Origin of the sequence: Neobacillus niacini, from assembly GCF_023715415.1 — a bacterium.
GTDB classification, from domain to species: domain Bacteria; phylum Bacillota; class Bacilli; order Bacillales; family Cytobacillaceae; genus Neobacillus; species Neobacillus niacini_C.
The window spans coordinates 608,691-629,954 of record NZ_JAMBOB010000001.1 but is presented as its reverse complement, the minus strand read 5'-3'; the positions used below and the strand labels follow the sequence as shown (position 1 = coordinate 629,954).

The 21,264-nt window shown below is 37.2% G+C and carries 23 protein-coding genes; 16 read left to right on the top strand and 7 right to left on the bottom strand.

Features of this window, described 5'->3' with window-relative positions; translation table 11 throughout:
- Position 1: 1 nt before the first annotated feature.
- The 3 genes from M3189_RS03100 to M3189_RS03090 all read left to right on the top strand — a co-directional run bounded on the left by M3189_RS03100 (position 2) and on the right by M3189_RS03090 (position 4,294).
- Positions 2-3,010: an ATP-binding protein gene (locus M3189_RS03100; RefSeq protein ID WP_251631810.1), complete on the top strand. Its 3,009-nt coding sequence runs from the start codon at positions 2-4 to the stop codon at positions 3,008-3,010.
- A 42-nt stretch (positions 3,011-3,052) separates the two neighbouring features.
- A complete protein-coding gene (yhaM, locus tag M3189_RS03095) occupies positions 3,053-3,997 on the top strand; it encodes a 3'-5' exoribonuclease YhaM (protein ID WP_251631809.1) in 945 nt (314 codons plus the stop codon).
- Between the two features lie 108 nt (positions 3,998-4,105).
- On the top strand, positions 4,106-4,294 hold the full coding sequence (locus tag M3189_RS03090; RefSeq protein WP_251631807.1) for a sporulation YhaL family protein: 189 nt from the start codon (positions 4,106-4,108) through the stop codon (positions 4,292-4,294).
- A gap of 47 nt (positions 4,295-4,341) precedes the next feature.
- Here the strand turns inward: M3189_RS03090 and M3189_RS03085 are convergent, their stop codons facing one another.
- Complete coding sequence (locus M3189_RS03085) at positions 4,342-5,202, bottom strand: peptidylprolyl isomerase (protein WP_251631804.1); 861 nt, start codon at positions 5,200-5,202, stop codon at positions 4,342-4,344.
- Between the two features lie 331 nt (positions 5,203-5,533).
- Here M3189_RS03085 and M3189_RS03080 point away from each other — a divergent pair, with 331 nt between their 5' ends.
- Together M3189_RS03080 and M3189_RS03075 are read left to right on the top strand one after the other, a co-directional pair.
- Positions 5,534-5,623, top strand: a complete 90-nt coding sequence (locus M3189_RS03080) for a YjcZ family sporulation protein (RefSeq protein WP_179158254.1) — start codon at positions 5,534-5,536, stop codon at positions 5,621-5,623.
- Between the two features lie 58 nt (positions 5,624-5,681).
- Positions 5,682-5,771 (top strand): YjcZ family sporulation protein, encoded by a 90-nt coding sequence (locus M3189_RS03075; protein ID WP_133370735.1) that lies wholly within the window; start codon positions 5,682-5,684, stop codon positions 5,769-5,771.
- A gap of 84 nt (positions 5,772-5,855) precedes the next feature.
- Here M3189_RS03075 and M3189_RS03070 read toward each other — a convergent pair whose 3' ends face one another.
- Positions 5,856-6,038, bottom strand: a complete 183-nt coding sequence (locus M3189_RS03070) for a hypothetical protein (protein WP_251631802.1) — start codon at positions 6,036-6,038, stop codon at positions 5,856-5,858.
- A 216-nt stretch (positions 6,039-6,254) separates the two neighbouring features.
- Here M3189_RS03070 and M3189_RS03065 point away from each other — a divergent pair, with 216 nt between their 5' ends.
- Positions 6,255-6,593 carry a DUF1878 family protein gene (locus tag M3189_RS03065; protein ID WP_251631801.1) on the top strand — a complete coding sequence of 113 codons (339 nt, stop codon included), beginning with the start codon at positions 6,255-6,257 and terminating at the stop codon, positions 6,591-6,593.
- Between the two features lie 3 nt (positions 6,594-6,596).
- Here the strand turns inward: M3189_RS03065 and M3189_RS03060 are convergent, their stop codons facing one another.
- The gene (locus M3189_RS03060; RefSeq protein ID WP_251631800.1) at positions 6,597-7,172 is read right to left on the bottom strand and encodes an HTH-type transcriptional regulator Hpr; all 576 of its coding nucleotides are present in this window, start codon (positions 7,170-7,172) and stop codon (positions 6,597-6,599) included.
- Between the two features lie 255 nt (positions 7,173-7,427).
- On the opposite strand from M3189_RS03060, the gene M3189_RS03055 reads away from it, so the two are divergent.
- On the top strand, positions 7,428-7,616 hold the full coding sequence (locus tag M3189_RS03055) for a hypothetical protein (protein ID WP_251631799.1): 189 nt from the start codon (positions 7,428-7,430) through the stop codon (positions 7,614-7,616).
- Positions 7,617-7,677: 61 nt separating this feature from the next.
- Here the strand turns inward: M3189_RS03055 and M3189_RS03050 are convergent, their stop codons facing one another.
- Both M3189_RS03050 and M3189_RS03045 read right to left on the bottom strand, forming a co-directional pair.
- Positions 7,678-8,205, bottom strand: a complete 528-nt coding sequence (locus M3189_RS03050) for a tryptophan transporter (RefSeq protein WP_251631798.1) — start codon at positions 8,203-8,205, stop codon at positions 7,678-7,680.
- Positions 8,206-8,396: 191 nt separating this feature from the next.
- Positions 8,397-8,816, bottom strand: coding sequence for an HIT family protein (locus M3189_RS03045; RefSeq protein WP_251631797.1), 420 nt, complete (start codon positions 8,814-8,816; stop codon positions 8,397-8,399).
- A 589-nt stretch (positions 8,817-9,405) separates the two neighbouring features.
- Between M3189_RS03045 and M3189_RS03040 the strand changes: the two genes are divergently transcribed.
- Genes M3189_RS03040 through M3189_RS03030 form a run of 3 tightly spaced genes read left to right on the top strand, consistent with a single transcriptional unit; the run spans position 9,406 to position 12,122 of the window.
- Complete coding sequence (locus tag M3189_RS03040; RefSeq protein ID WP_251631796.1) at positions 9,406-10,146, top strand: ABC transporter ATP-binding protein; 741 nt, start codon at positions 9,406-9,408, stop codon at positions 10,144-10,146.
- The gene (locus M3189_RS03035) at positions 10,139-11,350 is read left to right on the top strand and encodes an ABC transporter permease (RefSeq protein ID WP_251631795.1); all 1,212 of its coding nucleotides are present in this window, start codon (positions 10,139-10,141) and stop codon (positions 11,348-11,350) included. Before M3189_RS03040 ends, M3189_RS03035 begins: the two co-directional genes overlap by 8 nt.
- A 49-nt stretch (positions 11,351-11,399) precedes the next feature.
- On the top strand, positions 11,400-12,122 hold the full coding sequence (locus M3189_RS03030) for an EcsC family protein (protein ID WP_251631794.1): 723 nt from the start codon (positions 11,400-11,402) through the stop codon (positions 12,120-12,122).
- A gap of 21 nt (positions 12,123-12,143) precedes the next feature.
- On the opposite strand, the gene M3189_RS03025 is transcribed toward M3189_RS03030, so the two are convergent.
- Positions 12,144-13,322: a M20 family metallopeptidase gene (locus M3189_RS03025; protein WP_251631793.1), complete on the bottom strand. Its 1,179-nt coding sequence runs from the start codon at positions 13,320-13,322 to the stop codon at positions 12,144-12,146.
- Between the two features lie 129 nt (positions 13,323-13,451).
- Between M3189_RS03025 and M3189_RS03020 the strand changes: the two genes are divergently transcribed.
- Positions 13,452-14,084, top strand: a complete 633-nt coding sequence (locus M3189_RS03020) for a phosphatase PAP2 family protein (protein WP_251631791.1) — start codon at positions 13,452-13,454, stop codon at positions 14,082-14,084.
- A gap of 26 nt (positions 14,085-14,110) precedes the next feature.
- Here M3189_RS03020 and M3189_RS03015 read toward each other — a convergent pair whose 3' ends face one another.
- Complete coding sequence (locus tag M3189_RS03015; protein WP_251631789.1) at positions 14,111-15,508, bottom strand: hypothetical protein; 1,398 nt, start codon at positions 15,506-15,508, stop codon at positions 14,111-14,113.
- A 280-nt stretch (positions 15,509-15,788) separates the two neighbouring features.
- On the opposite strand from M3189_RS03015, the gene hemE reads away from it, so the two are divergent.
- The 5 genes from hemE (at position 15,789) to M3189_RS02990 (ending at position 21,194) form a co-directional block, all read left to right on the top strand.
- Entirely contained in the window at positions 15,789-16,835 is a 1,047-nt protein-coding gene (gene hemE / locus M3189_RS03010) for a uroporphyrinogen decarboxylase (RefSeq protein ID WP_251631787.1), read from the top strand.
- Positions 16,836-17,014: 179 nt separating this feature from the next.
- On the top strand, positions 17,015-17,947 hold the full coding sequence (gene hemH / locus M3189_RS03005) for a ferrochelatase (RefSeq protein WP_251631786.1): 933 nt from the start codon (positions 17,015-17,017) through the stop codon (positions 17,945-17,947).
- A 32-nt stretch (positions 17,948-17,979) separates the two neighbouring features.
- Entirely contained in the window at positions 17,980-19,398 is a 1,419-nt protein-coding gene (gene hemY / locus M3189_RS03000) for a protoporphyrinogen oxidase (protein ID WP_251631784.1), read from the top strand.
- Positions 19,399-19,456: 58 nt separating this feature from the next.
- Positions 19,457-20,191, top strand: a complete 735-nt coding sequence (locus M3189_RS02995; RefSeq protein ID WP_251631782.1) for an MBL fold metallo-hydrolase — start codon at positions 19,457-19,459, stop codon at positions 20,189-20,191.
- Between the two features lie 16 nt (positions 20,192-20,207).
- Positions 20,208-21,194, top strand: coding sequence for a lipoate--protein ligase (locus M3189_RS02990; protein ID WP_251631780.1), 987 nt, complete (start codon positions 20,208-20,210; stop codon positions 21,192-21,194).
- Positions 21,195-21,264 lie beyond the last annotated feature (70 nt).

The following is a 21,264-nucleotide window of genomic DNA, read 5'->3' as shown; positions in this document are numbered from 1 at the left end:
GATGATTAGTCTGAAAATTCAAGAAATACATATATACGGCTTTGGTCAACTAAATAATCTGGTCATAAAAGACCTAACTGATTTTCAAGTGTTTTATGGTGAAAATGAAGCAGGAAAATCCACGATTATGGCATTTATTCATGGAATACTTTTTGGGTTCCCAACAAAGCAAACTTCAGAACTTCGCTATGTGCCAAAACACGGAACAAATTATGGCGGGAAGCTAAGAATTTTATTTGATGAGATGGGAATGGCCACAATTGAGCGGATTAGAGGAAAAGCTTCCGGGGATGTTACAGTAACACTTTCGGACGGAACAACAGGAGATGAAACTCTTCTTAAGCAATTACTTGGAAATATGGATAAAGGGTTATTCCAAGCCATTTTTTCATTCAATATCCATGGGTTGCAAAATATCCACCAAATGAAAGGGGACGAACTCGGCAAGTTCTTATTTTCAACGGGTACACTCGGAACTGAAAGGCTAGCGAAGTCAGAGGCAGAACTCCAAAAGGAATTAGAAGCCCGTTTTAAACCAAGTGGAAAGAAGCCTGTGGTGAATGAAAAACTAAAAGCCCTTCACGAACTTAGTGGCGAACTAAAGAAGGCTGCTGCTAAAAATCAAGAATACGATGCTCTCATTTCAGATAAAGAAAATTTACAAAAGGAAGTAGAGAGGGTAAATAATTCTCTGCAGGAAGTAAATGGCGAGGTTGAAAAATTAAATGAATGGCAGAGAATCCATTCACTTGTCAAAGAGGAAATATGGGTCACTTCTGAAATCAAATTATTAGGGGAAAGTTCATTCCCTATTAGAGGTGTTGAACGGCTAGAAAAAGTAAATCAGCTAATCTACCCTTATAATGCTCAGATTTCAAGTTTAATGGATAGAGTGGCTCAATTAAAAAAAGAAGTTGCTCTGATACAACCTGAAAGGCAATTTCTTGCTGATGAGTCCCAAATTCTTGCTGCAATAGAGCAAATTCCAATATATGAAGCGCTGACTTTAGAAAAACAAAAATGTGAATTGAAATTAGTTGATTTAGAAGAAAAAATCTCCAACATAACCGAAAAACTACACCTCCCTTTAAACGAAGAAGAAGTCCTAACGTTAAACACCAATATCTATATGAAAAATCAGGTGGAGCAAATAGCAGGTAAAAAGCAAAAGCTTTTAGAAGTAAAGCAGGATCTTGAAGATAAATTTCGTGAAGAAAAAAGTTCTCTAGAAGAGATAGAAGGAAAAGTTCACAGTGCAGAAATTCAATTAATCTCAGCGCAGGAAAGAGCAAGGCTTGAAAAGTTAGTTGATGAGGAGGGGGAAAAAAGAAAAGTAGAATACGAACTAAAGGCAGTCCAAGATAAAATTGAATATTTTCAACATACACATGAGCAGGACAAAAAAACATTTGCTAAGATAAACAAGCAAAAACAAATTCAATTTCTAACCATTGGTGCGATACTTCTGGTTCTATTACTTTATGGGTTGTTTACTAAGCAATGGACACTAGTAGTTGTTGGTGGATTAGGAAGCTTACTTATTGGTGTCTTTCTTAGTAAGAACCTTACCCAAAGAAATGAAACAAAGATTCATCAGTCTCTAAGTCAGTTGTTGGAAAGTGAAAAAAAGTTAATTCAAAAACTAGAGGAATATAAAAATAGTAACATCCCAGCCATTCAAGAAAAATTGAATCAAGATAATCTTCGGAAAGAGCAGTACCAGCTATTAAAAATAAGGCTAGAACAGCAGCAAACACAATATGAAAAAGTCATCAGGAAATTTGAAGAGTGGGAAATCGAAGCAGCAGAAAATAAGGAAATGTTAGTGAAACTGAGCAGCGAACTTCATATCCCTGAATATATTGCCCAAACATTTTTACTGGAGGCATTTCAGCTAATTGAACAATATAAACTCGTAGGAAGAGAAAAAAAATATTTGCAAGCACGGTTGCAAGATATTAATTTGGAACAGGCAAGTATTGCGGAAAGAATTACATTTTACTCAAATCAATATTTAGCAGATGAAGGTAGTGATTTTTCAAAGATTGCCTATTTATTGCGGAACAAATTAAAGGAAGAGCATGGAAAGGTAATAAAAATACAAGAAAAGCAAGGAAAGCTTGATGATCTTGAGGCAGATTTAAATCAAATGAAACAGGAGAAGAACCATCTGATTTTGGAAAAGAAAAAACTCCTTGATGAAGCAGATGTAGAGGAAGAAGAGGCATTCTATGTGCTTGGTAATAAGGTAGAAAAAAAGAGTAAGCTTATCGAGAGGCTTGCGGATATAAGTAAGCAGGTAGAATATTCATTCCTAGAGGAGGACGAGATAGAAAGACTCTTACATATTCATAATGTAGAAGGTCTATTACTCCACTATCATGAGGAGAAAGAATCGTTTTCCTCCAGACTAATTGAACTGCAGGAAAAGCAAGCAGCAGTTAACTACCAGATTCAAATTCTTGAAGATGGCGGGTCTTACTCTGAAATCCTTCACCACTATAAACAGCAAAAGTTTGAGTTAGAAGAAGCAGCGAAGGAATGGTCTGTTTTTTCTTTAGCTCAAAACATCCTCTCTAAAACGGTTGAAAAATATAAAACCGTCCATTTGCCTAGAATGTTGGCTAAGGCAGAGGAATACCTATTTTTTCTTACGGATGAACAATATGAGCGTATACACCTGCAACAGTCCGGATCTGGGTTCCTAATTGAAAGAAGTGATCACACTTTATTTGAGGCAAATGAGTTAAGTCAAGCTACTGCCGAGCAAGTATACGTTTCTATTAGACTTGCGCTTGCCACTACACTATATGAAAAGTATCACTTTCCAATCATTATTGATGATAGTTTTGTGAATTTTGATGCAGGCCGTACAAAAAAAGTGATGGAGCTATTAACAACACTACAACATAATCAAATTTTATTCTTTACCTGTCATACACATTTACTTCAATACTTTCAACCTGAAAAAGTTCTTAATCTTCATAAAGGGGCAGTCGAAGTAATTTGATAGAGAATGTTATACTTGTACTAATGGGAAGGAGCGAGTTAAATGAATAAAGGAATTCTAAATTATGACTTTGGCGTACAGGTTGATCTGTATTTACTTATCAAAAGTGCCACAAAAGGGATAGCGAGTAATGGAAAGCCATTCCTAACCCTTATTCTTCAAGATCAAAGCGGTGAGATAGAGGCAAAACTTTGGGATGCAAATGAAGAGGATGTAAAGAATTATACTGCCCAAAAAATTGTTAAAATTATTGGTGATACTCATAACTATCGAGGTAAAAGCCAGCTGAAAATTCGCCAGATTCGAAGAACTGGACCGAGTGATTCAGTAAAATTGGAAGATTTTCTAGAGACGGCCCCATTAAGCCAAGAGGATATGAATAGTAAACTAACACAATATATTTTTGATATGAAAAATCCAAACATCCAAAGAATAACCCGTCATTTATTGAAGAAGCACCAGCATGCTTTTTTAGAATATCCAGCAGCGACAAAGAATCATCATGAGTTTGTCTCAGGCCTAGTTTATCATGTTGTAAGTATGCTTGATTTAGCCAAGTCTATTGCAACGCTATACCCTAGTCTCGATAAGGATTTACTTTATGCAGGCGTGATACTGCATGATATGGGGAAGGTTGTAGAATTATCAGGCCCCATTTCTACTGTTTATACAGTCGAAGGAAATTTACTCGGTCACATTACGATAATGGTAAATGAAATCGGAAAAGCAGCTGAGGAGCTGGGGATATCTGGTGAGGAAGTTTTAATTCTTCAGCATCTTGTTTTAAGCCACCATGGAAAAGCGGAGTGGGGGAGTCCAAAGCCGCCATTAATTAAAGAAGCTGAAATTCTTCACTATATCGATAATCTGGATGCAAAAATGAACATGCTTGATCGGGCATTAGAAAGAGTGAAACCTGGAGAATTTACCGAAAGAGTATATGCCTTAGAGAATCGCTCATTTTATAAGCCAATTTTTCATAAATAAAATAACCCAATTGGGTTATTTTTTTTTGAGTACGTATGAATAATTATCTATAACTCGAATATGTTTTATAAAAAAGTGGACAACCACTAATGAAGGGAGCAATAATAAATGTCTATTCCTATTTGGGTATATGCAGTCGTGGTTGGGATTGTAATAAGTGCGTTGATGGCAATCAAAACAGGCAGAGAAGAACGCTTGCTAGAAATGGAGAATATCGAAAAAGAGGGAGAGATTTATTTAACCCGTCTAGAGCAAGAAAAAGAAAGACGTGAAGGGGATAGAGCCACTGCGGAATAAAAAAAGAAGGGACTCGATTTACTCAGAGTTCCTTCTTTTTTGCTTTATTATTGTGCTGGTGCAGTTTGTGGGTCAAGCGCGTTCTTTAAATCTTTATCGCTGATTTTTACTTTTGCGTCCTTTATTTCTTTTTGCATAATTTCGTTAATCTTCTCATTGGTTAATTTTGAAGATTTTAATTCCTTTTCCATTTGTTCTTTCATCTCTTCAAAGGACTTCTTCTCTTTTTTGTCCGTTAATTGAATGACATGATATCCAAATGAAGTTTTAACTGGTGCACTGATTTCATCCTTTTTAAGTGCATATGCTGCCTCTTCAAAAGTAGGGTCCATCGCTCCCGGACCAAACCATCCTAAGTCTCCGCCCGCTGCTTTAGCCGCTTCATCCGTAGAATAAGTGTTGCTTACATCTTCGAATTTCTCTCCAGCATCAAGCTTGGATTTCACTTCTAGTGCTGTCTTTTCATCCGCAACAAGAATATGACGAGCCTTAATTTCAGGCTTATAGTTATCGTAGTATTCCTTTACTTCTTTATCTGTTACTTTAATTGACTTCATAGCAGCTTTTTCTTGCATCATGCCAAGTTTCATCGTCTCTTTAAAAGCTTCTTCATCTGCATAGCCGTATTGTGCTAGTGCAGCTTCAAAGTTTTCTCCAAGCTGTTCCTTTAATTCAGCTACTTTGGCATCTAATTCTTTATCAGTTACTTCGTATTTCTCGGAAAGGACTTTTTCATAGACAAGCTGTTGTAATGCTTGTGCCCCCACCTTTTCCTTCATTGCTTCATAAAGTTCTTCCTGTGTAACATCTCCAGCACTGCTTTCTGCCACAGTAGAACCGTTTTGATTACATGCGCTTAAGGCAATAACCCCGCCAGCTAATGTAAGGGCTAACATCCATTTTTTCATGAGGAACCTCTCCTAAACAGTAAATTCTTGTGGGTTTTTGTCCACAAAGTATACTATAACATAAATGGTAACTACTGCAAAAATATTTCCTGTGTGGTTTACAGAATTTTGGGCATATACCTATCGCGATTTCAGAATTTGTACATACGATACAATGTAAGAAAAAATGAATACTGTTCAACTGCCTATCGGCTAAGCAGGAGATTCTCAGGTGGATTATTACCCAAAATGAAAAAGATGGACTTTTTCATAAGAAAATAAGGTAAGAGCCTAGTCGAAATGAATACAGCTTGAATAGTATATCGTAGAAAATCATAAAGGAGGTATTACGATGAGTGGTGGACACGGATACGGAGCAGGATTTGCATTGATTGTAGTCCTATTCATTCTATTGATTATTGTTGGAGCATCTTGGTTTTAATAAAGGTTAACCCCTGATGCAGACAACAGCTTTACCATCTAAGAAAGGGGAGAATTGTGTGTCTGGTTCTGGATTCCACGGTGGAGGATTTGCGTTAATCGTAGTTCTTTTCATCCTGTTAATAATTATTGGGGCTTCTTGGCTATAACCTGAAGACAAAATAAAAAGCGATGAGAAAATTCTCATCGCTTCTATTTTTTTCTGTTACAAAATAAAGCAGAATAAATTAAGCCTATGTATAGAGTATTTCTACATAGGATGAAATCAGTAATATCGTGACAAGTACATTTATTGTGCGAAACACTTTGTGCTGACGTTCCTCTGGGATATCCTTTTGAATACAAAGGGAATTGGTCATTTTGTTTATATAAAATAAAATAAAAATGGCCAAGACAATATAAAAAATGGAGATCATCAACGATTCCCTCCCTGATGTTCATTTATGTTACTACATTATCAAAAATTCACAAAAAAAGATAGTTAAAACGATTGGTAGAAAAGTAGGAAATAAATTGAAATTGCTGCCAATAAAGTTTTCCAACAGTGTTTACCAAAGAAAAAGGTTTACCTCTGACGTAATAAGGTAAATAATGATTATTAGAAATGTATAAATGTTCGGAGGTCAAAGTGTATGGATAAATATGCTGAATTACAATCTAGAGTGCAGCTTCTTGAATACCACCAAAGGCTGCTTTTAAAAATGTTGTCTGCCCCCAATCTCGAATTCTATAAATTAGTCATTGAAAATGGGATATCAGAACAGGAAGTACAAGCCTTCAAGAAACTTTGTGAGGAAATGAACAAAAAAATGGAAGAACAAAAAGCGGAAGGATTTATTAATTTTCATCCGCTTTTCGATGAGTTTCTATATTCGTTGCCCGCAAAATTCAACGTGAAGGAAGTAATTCAAACTTGTTTAAATCAAAAACTATACGAACCTCTCTTTAGAGAGTTCCATAAATGCCTTTAAACATTAAAGTAGTTCTTTTTCAGTTTTCTCGGACTTCCTAAGCTTACCAGCATCTTCGTTAAATTCTGTTTCGATGTTATGGAAAGAACGCTCAAAAATCTCCATAAAATCATCTCCATAGATATTGCGAACAATGGCCATCATTTCAATAATATCGGGAAACTTTCCATATAGGTCTCTTAACGGTAACGCTCCAGCAAATGCAGCATTGCCGGTTGGCTGATAGGATTCCATTATACGAAGAAAGATATCTTCACCTTCAGGGGTGAGTTGAATATACGTATTCCTTTTGTCGTTCTCTTTCTTTGAAAATTGAAGCAATCCTCTTTCTTCTAACTTTTTCGAAAAATTAAACGCTGTTGAGACATGCATGACCCCAAATTTCGCCACATCTGAGATGGAAGCCCCATTTAAATGGTATGCGATCCAAAGGATATGATGTTCATTGATATTTAAATCAAAAGGCTTTATCCATTGCTGCCAATCTTTCTCAATTGATTTCCACAAGGCTTTACTTAACTGCGCAATACGTTGGCTAAATAGCATCGCTTCTTTCATTGAATACTGTTTCTCCGACATCCCCAATTTCACCTACTTTTTTATTTCTCTATTAACATTATGCCAATAAAGTAAAAATTAATAAAGTGTAAATTCACAAAATTTTTAGAAATTACGTATTTTTCTGCTTGAAATTTTAAAATCTATAAAAATACTTCTTTTATTTTACGTTTTTCTGCCTAATAATTTCAACCTTTTGAATATTCTACATAGAGAAGGACACTAAAACATATGAATGAAAGTATCAACTCTTGTTCTTCAATAGGAGGGTAGGATATGAAAAGCGTAAGTACGATTCTTTTTTTACTTAGTGTATTGCTTTTTGTCGGTGCTATTTGGAATATGGCAGCCTTAAAGAGGCCAGGATTTTATCCACCTAAGCAAGTCTTGAAGAAAAGAGCTTCAGCACTAGCAGGGGGTGGAGGGATTTTTTTGATAGTGGCTATTATACTATCAAGTTTTTAAACAACTATTGTCAGGATTTATAGAAAGAAAAGAACCTTTCTTAGGTTCTTTTCTCTCTGTATTATTTGGAAATGATAATAGATGATGACGACTTCGTTCTTTTGGCAACTGAAAGTGCAACTGGATACAAAATGACCATAATAATTGTATTCAGAGCAATTGCAGGTAAGACACCTGCAGCAAAAAGTGCAGCGAAAGAACTTGGCAGGCCAACAATGAAATGGGCTGCTCCCAAAAAGACAGAACCCGAAACCAATGTCCCAATTGCAGTTAAGACTGCAACACTTATGATCGAATTACGGTATTTCTTTAATGCCAAGAATAAACCAAAAAAGACTAACGCTGTAATGGGCTTATCAATGATATTAGGAATCTGGCCGCCAGGAAAACCAGTTGTTAGTGCAGATAATGCTCCGGTCACAATAGACAAAAGCATAACACTCTTAATTTCTGGAATCAGAATAATTCCTAAAAACATCATTGCAAGCATCATATCTGGTTTAATGGTTAAAAAGGCTGGCATCACCGTGTGCAAGACTACCCCAATTCCCGCCAAAAGTGATAGGACTACTAGATTCTTTGTATTCATTTCTCATCTCTCCTCTGCTGTCTCAGTGTGAAAGGCTCTCACCTTTCACCTAGTGAAAGAATTTCTCTTTCACCTAGCTAATGGTTCCTCCTGTAGTGCGCTAATGCCTACAGCGAAAAACTTTATATCATTATAGCACAGGTATATAAAAATAATAAAGATATAATTTTCAGATAATTTATTCTTTCTCACTAAAAATGCTTACTGATATTTTCTGCCATTTCTTTTAGTGTTTGTGGAGTATAATCGCTTGTATTTGATTTCCAAACTGCACCAAATCCATCTCCTTGACCATAACGTGGTATTAGATGCACATGGAAATGAAATACCGTTTGACCCGCTTGTTCTCCATTATTATTAACTAGGTTTAAGCCGAGCGGCTTATATTCTTCTTTAAGTGCATTTGCAATCTCTGGAACAGATTCGAAAAGGTTTTTAGCGATGTTAGGAGTGAGTTCAAACAAATTTTCTTTATGTACTTTAGGAATGACCAGTGTATGTCCTTTTGTTACCTGGCTGATATCTAAGAAGGCCATAACATGTTCATTTTCAAATACCTTTGCAGCTGGAATTTCACCATTAACTATTTTGCAAAAAATACAATCGCTCATTGAGTAGACAACCCCTTTATTTGTTTGATATCCGTATTTTACCATATGTTTGGGGAATAAAAAAAGAAAGAGACAGGATCCGCGTGGAATCCTGTCCTCTCGAAGGGGACTTGCTTCAATTATACGTTCATTCAGGAATTACGTTTGATAAACACCTCATTTGGCAATATAGTGTTTTTTAAAAACAGTAATTATTGTTCAAGCTGACCATCCCCTATGTGTTTTTAAAGTTTTTCCAACTTATAAAAACGGATGATAATCTGCGGTAAACACCTCATTTATTTTTTTGATAAATAGCTGGTGTTATTTGAACTCTAAATGGTTACCAGGCAACTTGTGCAAAACAACCATCCCCTTATTTGAAACGTTTAGAAGCTACTTGTTTGAAAAGGTTAATGTCTTTGACAGACACCTCATTTCAAAATTTGATGAATCACTTCATCGAGTAGTAGGTGTTTCCCCTTCAAATATTATGATAACCATTTTGATTTCAAATATACAAAAAAAGTAATGAAAATTTGAATTCCTATTTTTATCAACTGCGATTTGGTAAAATGTAAAGTAATTATGATATGGAAGGACGGAGCGCATGTCTTTATTATCGATTGAAGGTCTTACAGGCGGATATACCAGGAACCCTGTTCTAAAAGATGTATCCTTTGAAGTAAACGCAAAAGAATTAGTTGGATTAATTGGACTCAATGGTGCTGGGAAAAGTACAACGATTAAACATATCATTGGTTTAATGGAACCACACCAAGGAGAAGTGAAAATAAATGGACGTACAATAACCGAAGATAAAGAAGCTTATCGAAAAATGTTTACTTTTGTTCCAGAAACGCCTGTTTTATACGAAGAACTAACTCTTGAGGAACATTTAAGATTAACGGCAATGGCATATGGTTTAGATGAAACTACATATAAAACACGAATTGAGAAATTATTAGCTGAATTTCGAATGGAAAAAAGACTGAAATGGTTTCCAGCTCATTTTTCCAAAGGGATGAAACAAAAAGTAATGATTATGTGCGCCTTTTTGGTGCAGCCATCTCTTTATATAGTGGATGAACCATTTGTTGGGCTTGATCCGCTTGGGATTCAATCATTGCTTGATTTAATGAAAAAAATGAAAGAAAACGGTGCAGGGATACTAATGTCAACCCATATTCTTACCACTGCGGAGAAATACTGTGACTCATTTATCATTCTCCATGAAGGAAAAGTTCGTGCAAAAGGGACACTTAGTGAACTCAGAAAGGAATTTTCAATGCCCACAGCTTCATTAGATGATTTATATATCCAATTAACGAAGGAAGAAAAATATGTTTGATGAGAAAAAGCTATGGAAGGACAGATCTGTTCATCGTCTAAAAGAATTGGGCATTTATCTTCGTTACATATTAAATGGTCATCTAGTTGTCGTGCTGCTATTTCTAATTGGTACAGCTGCCTTTTATTATCAAGAATGGATAAGCTCATTGTCACAAGAATTTCCTGTAGAAATTATTATAGCGTTAGTAATAGGGATGTTATTAACACATAGTCCTGTGTATACTTTTTTGCTTGAGGCTGATCAGGTATTTTTGATTCCACTTGAAACAAGGTTAAAGGGATATTTCTTGCGATCTGGGTTAATAAGTTTAATCTTTCAAGGATATATTTTATTAATGGTATTAGCTGTATTAATGCCAATGTATGCACACGTTAGTGCAGATGGTTTTCAATCGTTTTTTATTTTTTTACTGGTGTTATTGATCATAAAAGCATGGAATCTTGCACTTAACTGGAGAATTCACTATTATGTGCAACCATCCGTTTATATTTGGGACATGTTTGTCCGATATTTCATTAATGTAACCTTTACCTTTTTATTATTTAGCAATGCTAATATCCTGTTCTTACTACTATTTGCCTTCATTTTGGCATTTTACTATCAATCCTTTTATGTTAAAACGAAAAAAATGGGGTTGAAGTGGGATTTACTTATTGCACAAGAAGAGAAGCGTATGGCATCCTTTTATCGCTTAGCTAATTTATTCACAGATGTACCGAAATTAAAAGACACTGTTAAAAGGAGAAAGTGGTTAGATTTATTTATTAATTCCATTTCTTTTTCACAGAATAAAACCTATCATTACTTATTTGCTCGGACATTCCTAAGAGCATCAGATTACTTAGGACTTTTTATTCGTTTAACTGTAATTGGAGCTTTAGCGCTGTACTTTATTTCCTTTGGGTGGGGGCAAATGGTTCTGTCGCTCTTGTTTATTTACTTAACTGGATTTCAATTGCTGCCCTTATGGAATCATCACCAAAACAAGCTTTGGATTGATTTATATCCTGTTTCCCAAAAGTACAAAATGGCTGCATTCCATTCCATTCTAAAAACTATTCTCTATATTCAATCCACCGTTTTTACCTTGATTGTTTTGGTAAAAGGGGAATGGATGTATGCATTAGCAGTCCTACTCTCAGGATTATTGTTTAGTATTTTATTTGTAAATGTTTATAGTAAGAAAAGACTAAAAGCATGAATGGATTTGGAAACAACCTAATATTCTTTTGCTAAAGGGGAGTGGGAGCATGAATGAATATGAGTTAAAGGTATACGGTGAAGTGGTTGAGTGGAAAAGAAAATTAACGAGACGTTCAGGGATGATGAATCGAATATCTAAAAAGGCTCAAGGGAAAATAAATGAAATGATCCCGGAAAAGGTCCATGAGGTCATGACAGAAAGCATAAAGGGAATGGTCAAAACCACCTTATTTGGTTCCCAACTCACGACAAACAAAAATCAAGCTGCAGGTATGACCTTAGAAGAACGTGATGAATTAATGAGAAAAAAGACGGCTGTATTTCAAAAGACGGCTCTTGTGGAGGGGGCGGGGACGGGCGCTGGAGGAATCCTGCTTGGTCTCGCCGATTTTCCATTACTGCTTTCCATAAAAATGAAATTTCTTTTTGAAGCAGCTGCTATTTATGGATTTAACACAAAGGAATTTGAAGAACGACTATTTCTACTGCATATCTTCCAGCTTGCATTTTCAAGTGATGATATTCGCCGAGAAACACTAGCTGACATTGAAAACTGGGAAGAGAGAAAGCAGACACTCGTGGAAATGGATTGGCGAAAATTTCAACAGGAATATAGAGATTATATTGACCTTGTTAAGATGTTCCAGTTAGTGCCGGGCATTGGTGCATTTGTGGGTGCATATGCGAATAACAACTTATTGAAACAATTAGGTGAGACTGCGATGAACGCATACAGATTAAGAATCCTAGAAAAAGCCCCTGAACTTTAATAATGTTCAGGGGTTTTTGCATTAATCTTCTTGGTGTATTCTAATAGCTGCAGTGCCAAGTGTTTTTGCAGCGATTAACATTGCAGTCTCATCGATGTCAAATTTCGGATGGTGATGTGGGTAGCCAGAGTCATCGCCAGGAGGTTTAGCGCCTGTGAAAAAGAAGGTGCCAGGTATTTTCTTTAAATAATAAGCAAAATCCTCTCCACCCATTTGCGGCTCAGATTCCTCGATGGTAAGAACCTCAGGAACCTCCTTAGCACTAGTGACTAGAAATTCTGTTTCTTTTGCATGGTTGACGACTGCTGGATAACCTCGTTCATACAAGAAGTTATAGGTGCTGTCAGACAAGTAACAAGTTCCTTTAATAATTCTATCCATTTCTTCTTCAATGTATTGACGTACATCATCGTTAAATGTTCGGACGGTCCCAACAAGCTTTGCTTTATCTGCTATTACGTTAAATGCATTTTCTGACATAAATGTGCCTACTGTAATAACAGCTGACTCAACTGGATTTACTTTCCTGCTGACAATTTGCTGCAGATTTAATACTAGCTGTGAAGCGGTGACTATGGCATCCTTTGTCTTATGAGGCTGTGCACCATGCCCGCCTTTGCCCTGAATATCAATTTCAAAACGATCAGCTGCCGCCATAATCGGGCCTGTTCGATATTGAATAGTTCCTGTGGGTTCACTTGCCCATAGATGAGTACCAAAAATAACATCAACACCTTCTAAGCAGCCATCCTCAATCATTGTGATGGCTCCGCCTGGTGCAAATTCCTCGGCATGCTGATGGATTAAGACATAATTTCCTTCCAGCTCATCTTTCATTTCATCAAGCACCTTTGCGAGGACAAGCAAAGTTGCTGTATGTCCATCATGACCACAGGCATGCATGACTCCAGGGACTAGCGATTTATAAGGTACGTCCTTTTCATCCTGGATAGGAAGGGCGTCAAAATCCGCTCTTAATGCCACCGTTTTTCCAGGCTTTTTGCCGTATACTTTCGCAACAACTCCATTTCCACCAACATTTCCCTTCACTTCTATCCCAAGCTTTTCATAATAAGCTTTAATAAACTGTGCCGTGTTATGCTCTTGAAAGGACAATTCAGGGTGCTGGTGCATAAACCTGCGAATAGATACCATCTCATCATAGTAACCTTCTAATTTTGAATACAATTGATTGTTCATATAAATTACCCCCAACACCAAAGTGGTATTTTCAAACTATTTTAACACTTTTACACTATTATGTAGATTTTTAAGTTTATTTTCTTTATAATTTTATAGAGTTTTGACTGAGAAAGGATAATGTAATCAATGAAAAAAGGAAATCGTTTTACATACTTAATCTTAGGCTTTGCTACTCTAATAGCAATCTATATTTCTATCAAAGTAGCTGCTGGACAGACTTTTTGGATAGATGATAGGATCGCTGATTTATTTGCCTATGTACCAGACGCACTAAATCCCTTTTTTCTATTACTAACTGAATTGGGAGATAAAAAGGGAATCGGTATAGCCGCGTTGATCGTTTTAGTGTGGTTGTTATTTATAAAACGTCACTTCTTGGGAGCCGCCGCTATTGCCTTATCAACAGCACTGGGAAATGAAGTGAATAAGCTATTAAAAGACTGGATTTCACGTCCAAGGCCAGAGCTCGAACATTTGGCACATGTTGATAGTTTAAGTTTTCCTAGTGGACATGCGATGGTTGGATTGATTTTTTACTTTTTTATTGCATATCTCGTTTTAGAAGGTATGAAGTTAGCGGCCGCTAAAAGAATCGTCATCACTGTAACGGTATTGTTGCTTTTGCTAATTGGGGCCAGTAGGATTATTCTTCAAGTTCATTACCCAACTGATGTCATTGGCGGCTATGCATTTGGCTATATTTGGGTGATGCTATCTATATTTATTTACAACTTCTTCAAAAAGAAATTAATAAAGTAACAAAAAAAGAGGCGGAGGCCTCTTTTTTATATTAGGAACATTGCTACTATCGTAGTGACGACAAGTCCGATAACAACAGGAAGTAGATTCCGCCTTGCTAACTCAAATGGGTCAACGTTACAAATAGCGGCAGCAGGTATTAAGGCCCAAGGTACTAGAGTTCCGCCCCCAACCCAGATAGCTGCAATTTGCCCAAGGGCAGTGAGAGTGGCGACACCTTTACCAATTGCAACCGCAAATAAGCCTGCGACAGACCCTGCAAGTGATATTCCAGAAAATCCTGATCCATCTAAACCTGTAATCGCTCCTACTGTGGTTAACGTCACTGCTCCGACCACTTTACTTAATGGAACTACATTGGCTAAGGCAATACCAAGGTCATTCACAATACCTTGAGAACCATCTGGTAAAAAGTCTCCGATAATCTTTCCAAAACCGGCATCACCTAAATAGAAGAAGGCAGCGATTGGGATAACTGGACCAAACACCTTAAACCCGAAGGTAAATCCTTCAATTAAATAGCTTGTTGTTTTTTCGAGACCCTTATTTTTATGGCTGACCATGGTGATAAGCAGAAGGATAAAAATTGATGTTCCGCCAACTAATGCAGTCGCGTCACCGCCAGTCAGGTCAAGGATAAACATAGCTGCAACGTCGATGACGAATAATATCGGAATAAGAATGGCAAAGAATCGCTTTTGGCCAATTGTTAGGAGATTTTTCTCGGATGTGGTTTCTTCATTTGTCTCCATTGGAACATATGGAGTTGGTTTTAAAACTCCGTTTTTCATATCTCTTTTGAGGAAATAGAAGGCAGCTATTGTCGTTACAATCCCCATTACAAATACTAAGGGTATACTAGCACTGATGACATCACCAATTGGAATTCCAGCAGCATCTGAAGTTAACTTTGGTGCAGCCTGTATGACAAAGTCACCTGATAAAGCGATTCCATGTCCGAATAAGTTCATTGCCATCGCAACACCCAAGGCTGGAAGTCCCGCTCGTAAAGCAACCGGAAGGAGCACTGCTCCTAGAAGGGCAACAGCAGGAGACGGCCAGAAGAACCAGGAAATGACCATCATTAAGATACCAATGGTCCAATATGCGAGTGCAGGGTTACGTATTAATTTTGTAAAAGGCGAAATCATAACATCGTTTATCCCGGTAGAAGTTAAGGTTTTGCTCATGGCCACAATTATGGAAATGACTAAGATGGTTGACAGCAGCTCTGTAATCGCATAAATAAAACTGTTGAAAATACTACTGACGGAACTGCTTAATGATCCTGTTGCCGTAATGGCAATCAAGAATATCCCGACGATACAAATAAGTGTAGTATCTCTTCGTTTAACCATAAATCCGATAATAAGAGCAATAAAGACAACATATATCCAATGGAGAGCTGAAAGCTCAATAAGCATAAAATGACCCCCTTTCATCTTCATCCATAGGGCGAAAGATGGGTATTCGCCCTTTCGGATGTAATACAGAATATGAATCTGCATTAAAGTGGTGAAAGAGTTTTGATGAAATAATAACGTAAAAACGACTTTTTTTTGACACTTATCATCGTTACCTATACACAAATAGGAATAACCGATATAGTGAAAAGAGTGCGATGTACTCTATGAAGTTTTTAATTTTTTGCTACATATATTAGAATATAATTAGACATGTCTTTCGAAAGGTGGATTTATTTAGATGACGAAGCAAATCAACGAAACATTTTTAAAAGCAGCAAGAGGGGAACAGACTGACCACGTACCAGTTTGGTTTATGCGTCAGGCAGGTCGCTCTCAGCCAGAATATAGAGAGATTAAAGAAAAATACTCTTTATTTGAAATTACTCACCAGCCTGAACTTTGTGCGTATGTAACCCGCCTCCCAGTTGAGCAGTACAATGTTGATGCGGCTATTCTATATAAGGATATTATGACTCCGCTGCCAGCGATTGGAATGCAGGTTGAAATAAAATCAGGAATTGGTCCTGTTATTGATAACCCAATCACTTCCTTAGCAGATGTTGAAAAACTTGGCGAAATTCATCCTGAACAGGATGTACCTTATGTTTTAGATACGATTAAATTATTAACTCAAGAACAATTGTCTGTTCCGTTAATTGGATTTTCAGGGGCTCCTTTTACACTCGCAAGTTACATGATCGAAGGCGGACCTTCTAAAAATTATAATAAGACAAAAGCTTTTATGTATTCTGAGCCGAAAGCATGGTTCGCTTTAATGGATAAACTTGCTGATATGATTGTTACATATGTGAAATCACAAATTAAGGCAGGAGCGAAAGCGATTCAAATCTTTGATTCTTGGGTTGGTGCCTTGAATGTTGAAGACTACCGCTACTTTATTAAGCCGGTCATGAATAGAATCTTCTCAGAATTGAAAGAAGAGAATGTTCCACTTATTATGTTTGGAGTCGGAGCGAGTCATCTTGCTTTAGAATGGAATGACCTTCCACTTGATGTCGTTGGATTGGACTGGCGTTTGCCAATTAAACAAGCAAGAGAATTGGGCATTCAAAAAACCGTTCAAGGTAATCTTGACCCAGCAATCCTTTTAGCACCATGGGAAGTGATTGAAGAAAGAGCTAAAGCCATTCTAGATCAGGGTATGGCGGAGGGGGGCTATATCTTTAACCTCGGTCATGGGGTATTCCCATCCGTTAATCCTGCCACTTTGAAAAGATTAACATCGTTCATTCACGAGTATTCTGCAACAAAGGGCAGCAGATAAATTATCTTCAAGTGTTAATATTGGTAAGATTGCTGTTTTTTTGGCACAATATAATATGCATAAAAAAAGAGGGCCCTAAACACTTAGCGGCCCTCTAAATCCGAATGAGGCCATTTTTTAAAGGGACAAGGTCTTATGATTAGGATAGGGCAACAAGACTTAATAACGAGGTGCGGATGATGACTAAAAAGAAAATGGGATTACTCGTGATGGCTTACGGAACCCCATATCATTTAGATGACTTAGAACGATACTATACACATATAAGGCACGGCAGAAAGCCTACTCCAGAAATGATTGACGAATTACGTGGGCGCTATGAAGCAATCGGCGGTATATCACCACTTGCAAAAATTACAATCGAGCAGGGAAACAAACTAGAAGAACATTTAAATCGGGTCCAAGATGAAATAGAGTTTAAAATGTATCTTGGCTTAAAGCATATAGAACCATTTATCGAGGATGCTGTTAAGGAAATGCATGCAGACGGGATTAAAGAAGCTGTTAGTATTGTCTTGGCACCGCATTTTTCAACGTTTAGTATTAAATCTTATAATAACAGGGCAAAGGAAGAAGCGGACAAACTTGGTGGCATGAACATCACTTCTATTGACAGCTGGTATGATGAGCCTAAATTTATTACCTACTGGGCAGAAAAGATAAAAGGAATTTATGAGCAAATGCCTCAAGAAGAAAAAGATAACGCTATGATGATTGTCTCAGCTCATAGTCTTCCAGAGAAGATTTTACAATTTGGGGATCCTTATCCAAACCAGCTTCAAGAAACAGCTGATTTAATTGCAAAGCAAGCCGGAATAAGTAACTATGCGATTGGCTGGCAAAGTGCAGGAAATACTCCCGATCCATGGTTGGGACCAGATGTACAAGATTTAACTCGAGAATTAGCGAAAGAACACCCATATAAAGCATTTGTCTATGCACCTGTTGGTTTTGTTTGTGAACATTTAGAAGTCCTCTATGATAACGATTACGAATGTAGAATTGTTGCTGAAGAAGTAGGAGCAAGTTATTATCGTCCTGCAATGCCAAACGCTAATGACGATTTAATTGATGCAATGTCAACGGTTATCTTAAAAAGATTAGCCATCTGATTAGAATTGCAAAAGAAAGAAGGGTGACATCCGTGGCGGAAGAAAAACAGAAGGTAGCCATTATTGGGGGAGGAATTGCAGGCCTTACTGCAGCCTATTACCTTCAAAAAAACATAAATGAAAAACAGCTGCCTTTCGAAATCATACTTATTGAAGCATCTCACCGTCTCGGAGGTAAAATGCAAACAGTGGTAAGGGACGGTTTTACCATTGAAAGAGGTCCTGATTCCTTCCTTGCAAGAAAAGTGAGCATGATTAGACTTGCAAAGGAAGTAGGAATGGAGGAGCAATTAGTTTCTAATTCAACAGGGAAATCCTATGTTCTTGTCGATGACAAGCTTCATTCAATGCCTGGGGGTTCGATAATGGGAATTCCAACGGAAATAGGGCCATTTATTACAACAGGGTTATTCTCCATCCCAGGGAAGGTCAGGGCAGCTGCAGATTTTATTTTACCGAAATCACCAGGTAATATTGATCAGTCTTTAGGTCAATTTTTTCGGAGAAGGTTAGGCGATGAGGTGGTAGAGAATCTTATAGAACCTTTATTATCGGGTATTTACGCTGGTGATATCGATCAAATGAGTTTAATGTCTACCTTTCCGCAATTTTATGAGGTGGAACAAAAACATCGGAGTCTTATTTTAGGGATGAAAAAGACAACGCCTGCAAAACCGAAAGCACCAGAACCTGCCGAGAAGAAAAAGGGTGTTTTCTTAACCTTTAAGTCGGGTCTGCAGTCTTTTGCTGAAGCGATTGAAGCAAAAATAGACCCTAATTCCATTCTCAAAGGGCATCGGGTCGATAAAATATCAAAAACAAATAAGCAGTATGAGCTTTATCTAAATAACGGTGAAAAATTGGTTGCTGATTGTGTTGTTGCAGCAACACCACATAAAATCACGCAATCAATGTTCTCAGACTATCACTTTTTTGAACCTTTTAAGTCAGTCCCATCCACATCTGTTGCCACTGTGGCTCTTGCATTCCCAGAAGAAGCCATAAAAAAGGATATAGATGGAACAGGATTTGTGGTTTCTAGGAATGGTGATTATTCTATTACTGCCTGTACTTGGACACATAAAAAGTGGGAACACTCTACTCCGAAAGGGAAAGTGCTGCTGCGTTGTTATGTAGGAAGAGCCGGGGAAGAAACAATCGTAGAACTTTCAGATGATAGGATTATTAAGATTGTACTTGATGATTTAAGCAGGACAATGGATATTGGAATGGAACCTGATTTTGCTATCGTTTCTCGCTGGAAAGATTCTATGCCGCAATACATCGTGGGCCATAAACAGCGCCTTGAGACCATTAGAAAGCATATTAAATCTGAACTGCCTGGAGTCTTTTTAGCTAGTGCATCATTCGGCGGTGTCGGACTTCCTGATTGTATTGACCAAGGGGAAGAAGCAGTAAAAGGTGTATTAGAGTATTTAAATGTAAAATAATAAACCAGAAGCTGTTGCAATAATAGCTTCTTTTTTTATAAATAAGGAGGGCATAAAGTTGAAGTTGACAGTTATTGGCTTTTGGGGTGGATACCCAAAACAAAATGGTGCAAGTTCTGGATACTTACTTGAACATGAGGGATTTAACCTATTAATCGATTGTGGCAGTGGAGTGCTTGCGAAAATGCAAAATATTATTGAGCCTGAAGAACTCGATGCTGTATTAATCTCCCATTATCATCCAGACCATATTGCAGATATAGGTGTATTACAGCATGCCCGCCTAATTCAGGGTTTTTTAGGGAAGAGCTTTCCGACCTTGCCTATCTATGGACACTCTTATGACGAAACAGAATTCGCAAAATTAACCTATAAAGAAATCACGAAGGGAATTGCCTATTCGCCGAATGCTGTTCTTACTGTCGGACCATTCCAGGTTTCTTTCTTAAAAACAGATCATCCAGCACCCTGCTATGCAATGAGAATTGAAGTAAATGGAAAGTCACTCGTATATACAGGTGACAGCTCCTTTAAAGAGGAATTTATCGAGTTTGGTAAAGATGCAGATTTATTGTTATGTGAATGTAATTTCTATCAGCATCAAAATGGGAAGCCTGCAGGTCATATGAATAGCACGGATGCAGGGAAATTCGCAGCAAGTGCAGGTGTTAAGCAATTAATTCTAACCCATCTTCCACATTACGGGGATATATCTAAGCTTATCAGTGAGGCTAGTTCTGAATATACTGGTATAATAAAACTTGCGAATGAATTTCAAACCATTTCACTATAAGAAGGGGAAGGATAGTATGTTATTTATCGATAATAAAGGCATCACCGATCCACGTATAAATCTCGCTATTGAAGAGTATGCCTTGAAAAATCTTGATATCAATGAAACGTATCTATTATTTTACATAAATGAGCCATCGATTATCATTGGCAAAAACCAGAATTCAATAGAAGAAATAAATACTGAGTATGTTGAGAGCAATGGTATACATGTGGTACGCAGATTGTCTGGAGGTGGAGCGGTATATCACGACCTTGGCAACCTTAATTATAGCTTTATTACAAAAGATGACGGAGACAGCTTTCATAATTTCCGCAAATTTACAGAGCCGGTTATTGCTGCATTGAAACAGATGGGAGTAAATGCGGAATTAAGCGGCAGAAATGATATTTTAGCTGAAGGCAGGAAAATATCTGGTAATGCCCAATTCTCAACAAAGGGCCGTATGTTCACCCATGGAACGCTTCTGTTTAATTCCGAAATGAATCATATTGTCTCCGCTTTAAGGGTAAAAAAGGATAAAATTGAATCTAAGGGAATCAAGTCAGTCCGCAGCAGAGTGGCTAATATTTCAGAATTTTTGACAGAGAAATTATCAGTTGAAGAGTTTCGTTCTGCCTTGCTGAAGTTTATTTTTCAAGGCGAAGAAGTAACAGAGTATGTGCTTACGGAAGAGGATTGGGAGAAAATTCACCAGCTGTCTAAAGAACGCTATCAAAATTGGGATTGGAACTATGGAAAATCGCCAAAGTTTAATTTCCAGCATTCACACCGTTTCCCTGTGGGGCAGATTGATGTTCGATTAGATGTGGATAAAGGTGTTATTGAAAACTGTAAAATATATGGTGACTTCTTTGGTGTTGGTGATGTAAGTGAAATTGAGAATAAACTTAAAGCTGTTCGCTATGAGAAGAACGAGTTAGAAGCAGCACTTAGAGATGTAGACACAACCTTTTATTTTGGAAAAGTAACCAAAGAAGAATTTATCAACCTTATTTATTAGAGTTGCACGGTGAACTATTCACCGTGTATTTTTTTTGCATTCTGTTCAGGAAGGTGATGCAGATTAGGCA

Bases quoted from the DNA above. Each gene is read 5' to 3' on its own strand.
- M3189_RS03100 (WP_251631810.1), top strand. From the start codon at position 2: ATGATTAGTCTGAAAATTCAAGAAATACATATATACGGCTTTGGTCAA.
- yhaM (WP_251631809.1), top strand. From the start codon at position 3,053: ATGAATAAAGGAATTCTAAATTATGACTTTGGCGTACAGGTTGATCTG.
- M3189_RS03090 (WP_251631807.1), top strand. From the start codon at position 4,106: ATGTCTATTCCTATTTGGGTATATGCAGTCGTGGTTGGGATTGTAATA.
- M3189_RS03085 (WP_251631804.1), bottom strand. From the start codon at position 5,202: ATGAAAAAATGGATGTTAGCCCTTACATTAGCTGGCGGGGTTATTGCC.
- M3189_RS03080 (WP_179158254.1), top strand. From the start codon at position 5,534: ATGAGTGGTGGACACGGATACGGAGCAGGATTTGCATTGATTGTAGTC.
- M3189_RS03070 (WP_251631802.1), bottom strand. From the start codon at position 6,038: ATGATCTCCATTTTTTATATTGTCTTGGCCATTTTTATTTTATTTTAT.
- M3189_RS03065 (WP_251631801.1), top strand. From the start codon at position 6,255: ATGGATAAATATGCTGAATTACAATCTAGAGTGCAGCTTCTTGAATAC.
- M3189_RS03060 (WP_251631800.1), bottom strand. From the start codon at position 7,172: ATGTCGGAGAAACAGTATTCAATGAAAGAAGCGATGCTATTTAGCCAA.
- M3189_RS03055 (WP_251631799.1), top strand. From the start codon at position 7,428: ATGAAAAGCGTAAGTACGATTCTTTTTTTACTTAGTGTATTGCTTTTT.
- M3189_RS03050 (WP_251631798.1), bottom strand. From the start codon at position 8,205: ATGAATACAAAGAATCTAGTAGTCCTATCACTTTTGGCGGGAATTGGG.
- M3189_RS03045 (WP_251631797.1), bottom strand. From the start codon at position 8,816: ATGAGCGATTGTATTTTTTGCAAAATAGTTAATGGTGAAATTCCAGCT.
- M3189_RS03040 (WP_251631796.1), top strand. From the start codon at position 9,406: ATGTCTTTATTATCGATTGAAGGTCTTACAGGCGGATATACCAGGAAC.
- M3189_RS03035 (WP_251631795.1), top strand. From the start codon at position 10,139: ATGTTTGATGAGAAAAAGCTATGGAAGGACAGATCTGTTCATCGTCTA.
- M3189_RS03030 (WP_251631794.1), top strand. From the start codon at position 11,400: ATGAATGAATATGAGTTAAAGGTATACGGTGAAGTGGTTGAGTGGAAA.
- M3189_RS03025 (WP_251631793.1), bottom strand. From the start codon at position 13,322: ATGAACAATCAATTGTATTCAAAATTAGAAGGTTACTATGATGAGATG.
- M3189_RS03020 (WP_251631791.1), top strand. From the start codon at position 13,452: ATGAAAAAAGGAAATCGTTTTACATACTTAATCTTAGGCTTTGCTACT.
- M3189_RS03015 (WP_251631789.1), bottom strand. From the start codon at position 15,508: ATGCTTATTGAGCTTTCAGCTCTCCATTGGATATATGTTGTCTTTATT.
- hemE (WP_251631787.1), top strand. From the start codon at position 15,789: ATGACGAAGCAAATCAACGAAACATTTTTAAAAGCAGCAAGAGGGGAA.
- hemH (WP_251631786.1), top strand. From the start codon at position 17,015: ATGACTAAAAAGAAAATGGGATTACTCGTGATGGCTTACGGAACCCCA.
- M3189_RS02990 (WP_251631780.1), top strand. From the start codon at position 20,208: ATGTTATTTATCGATAATAAAGGCATCACCGATCCACGTATAAATCTC.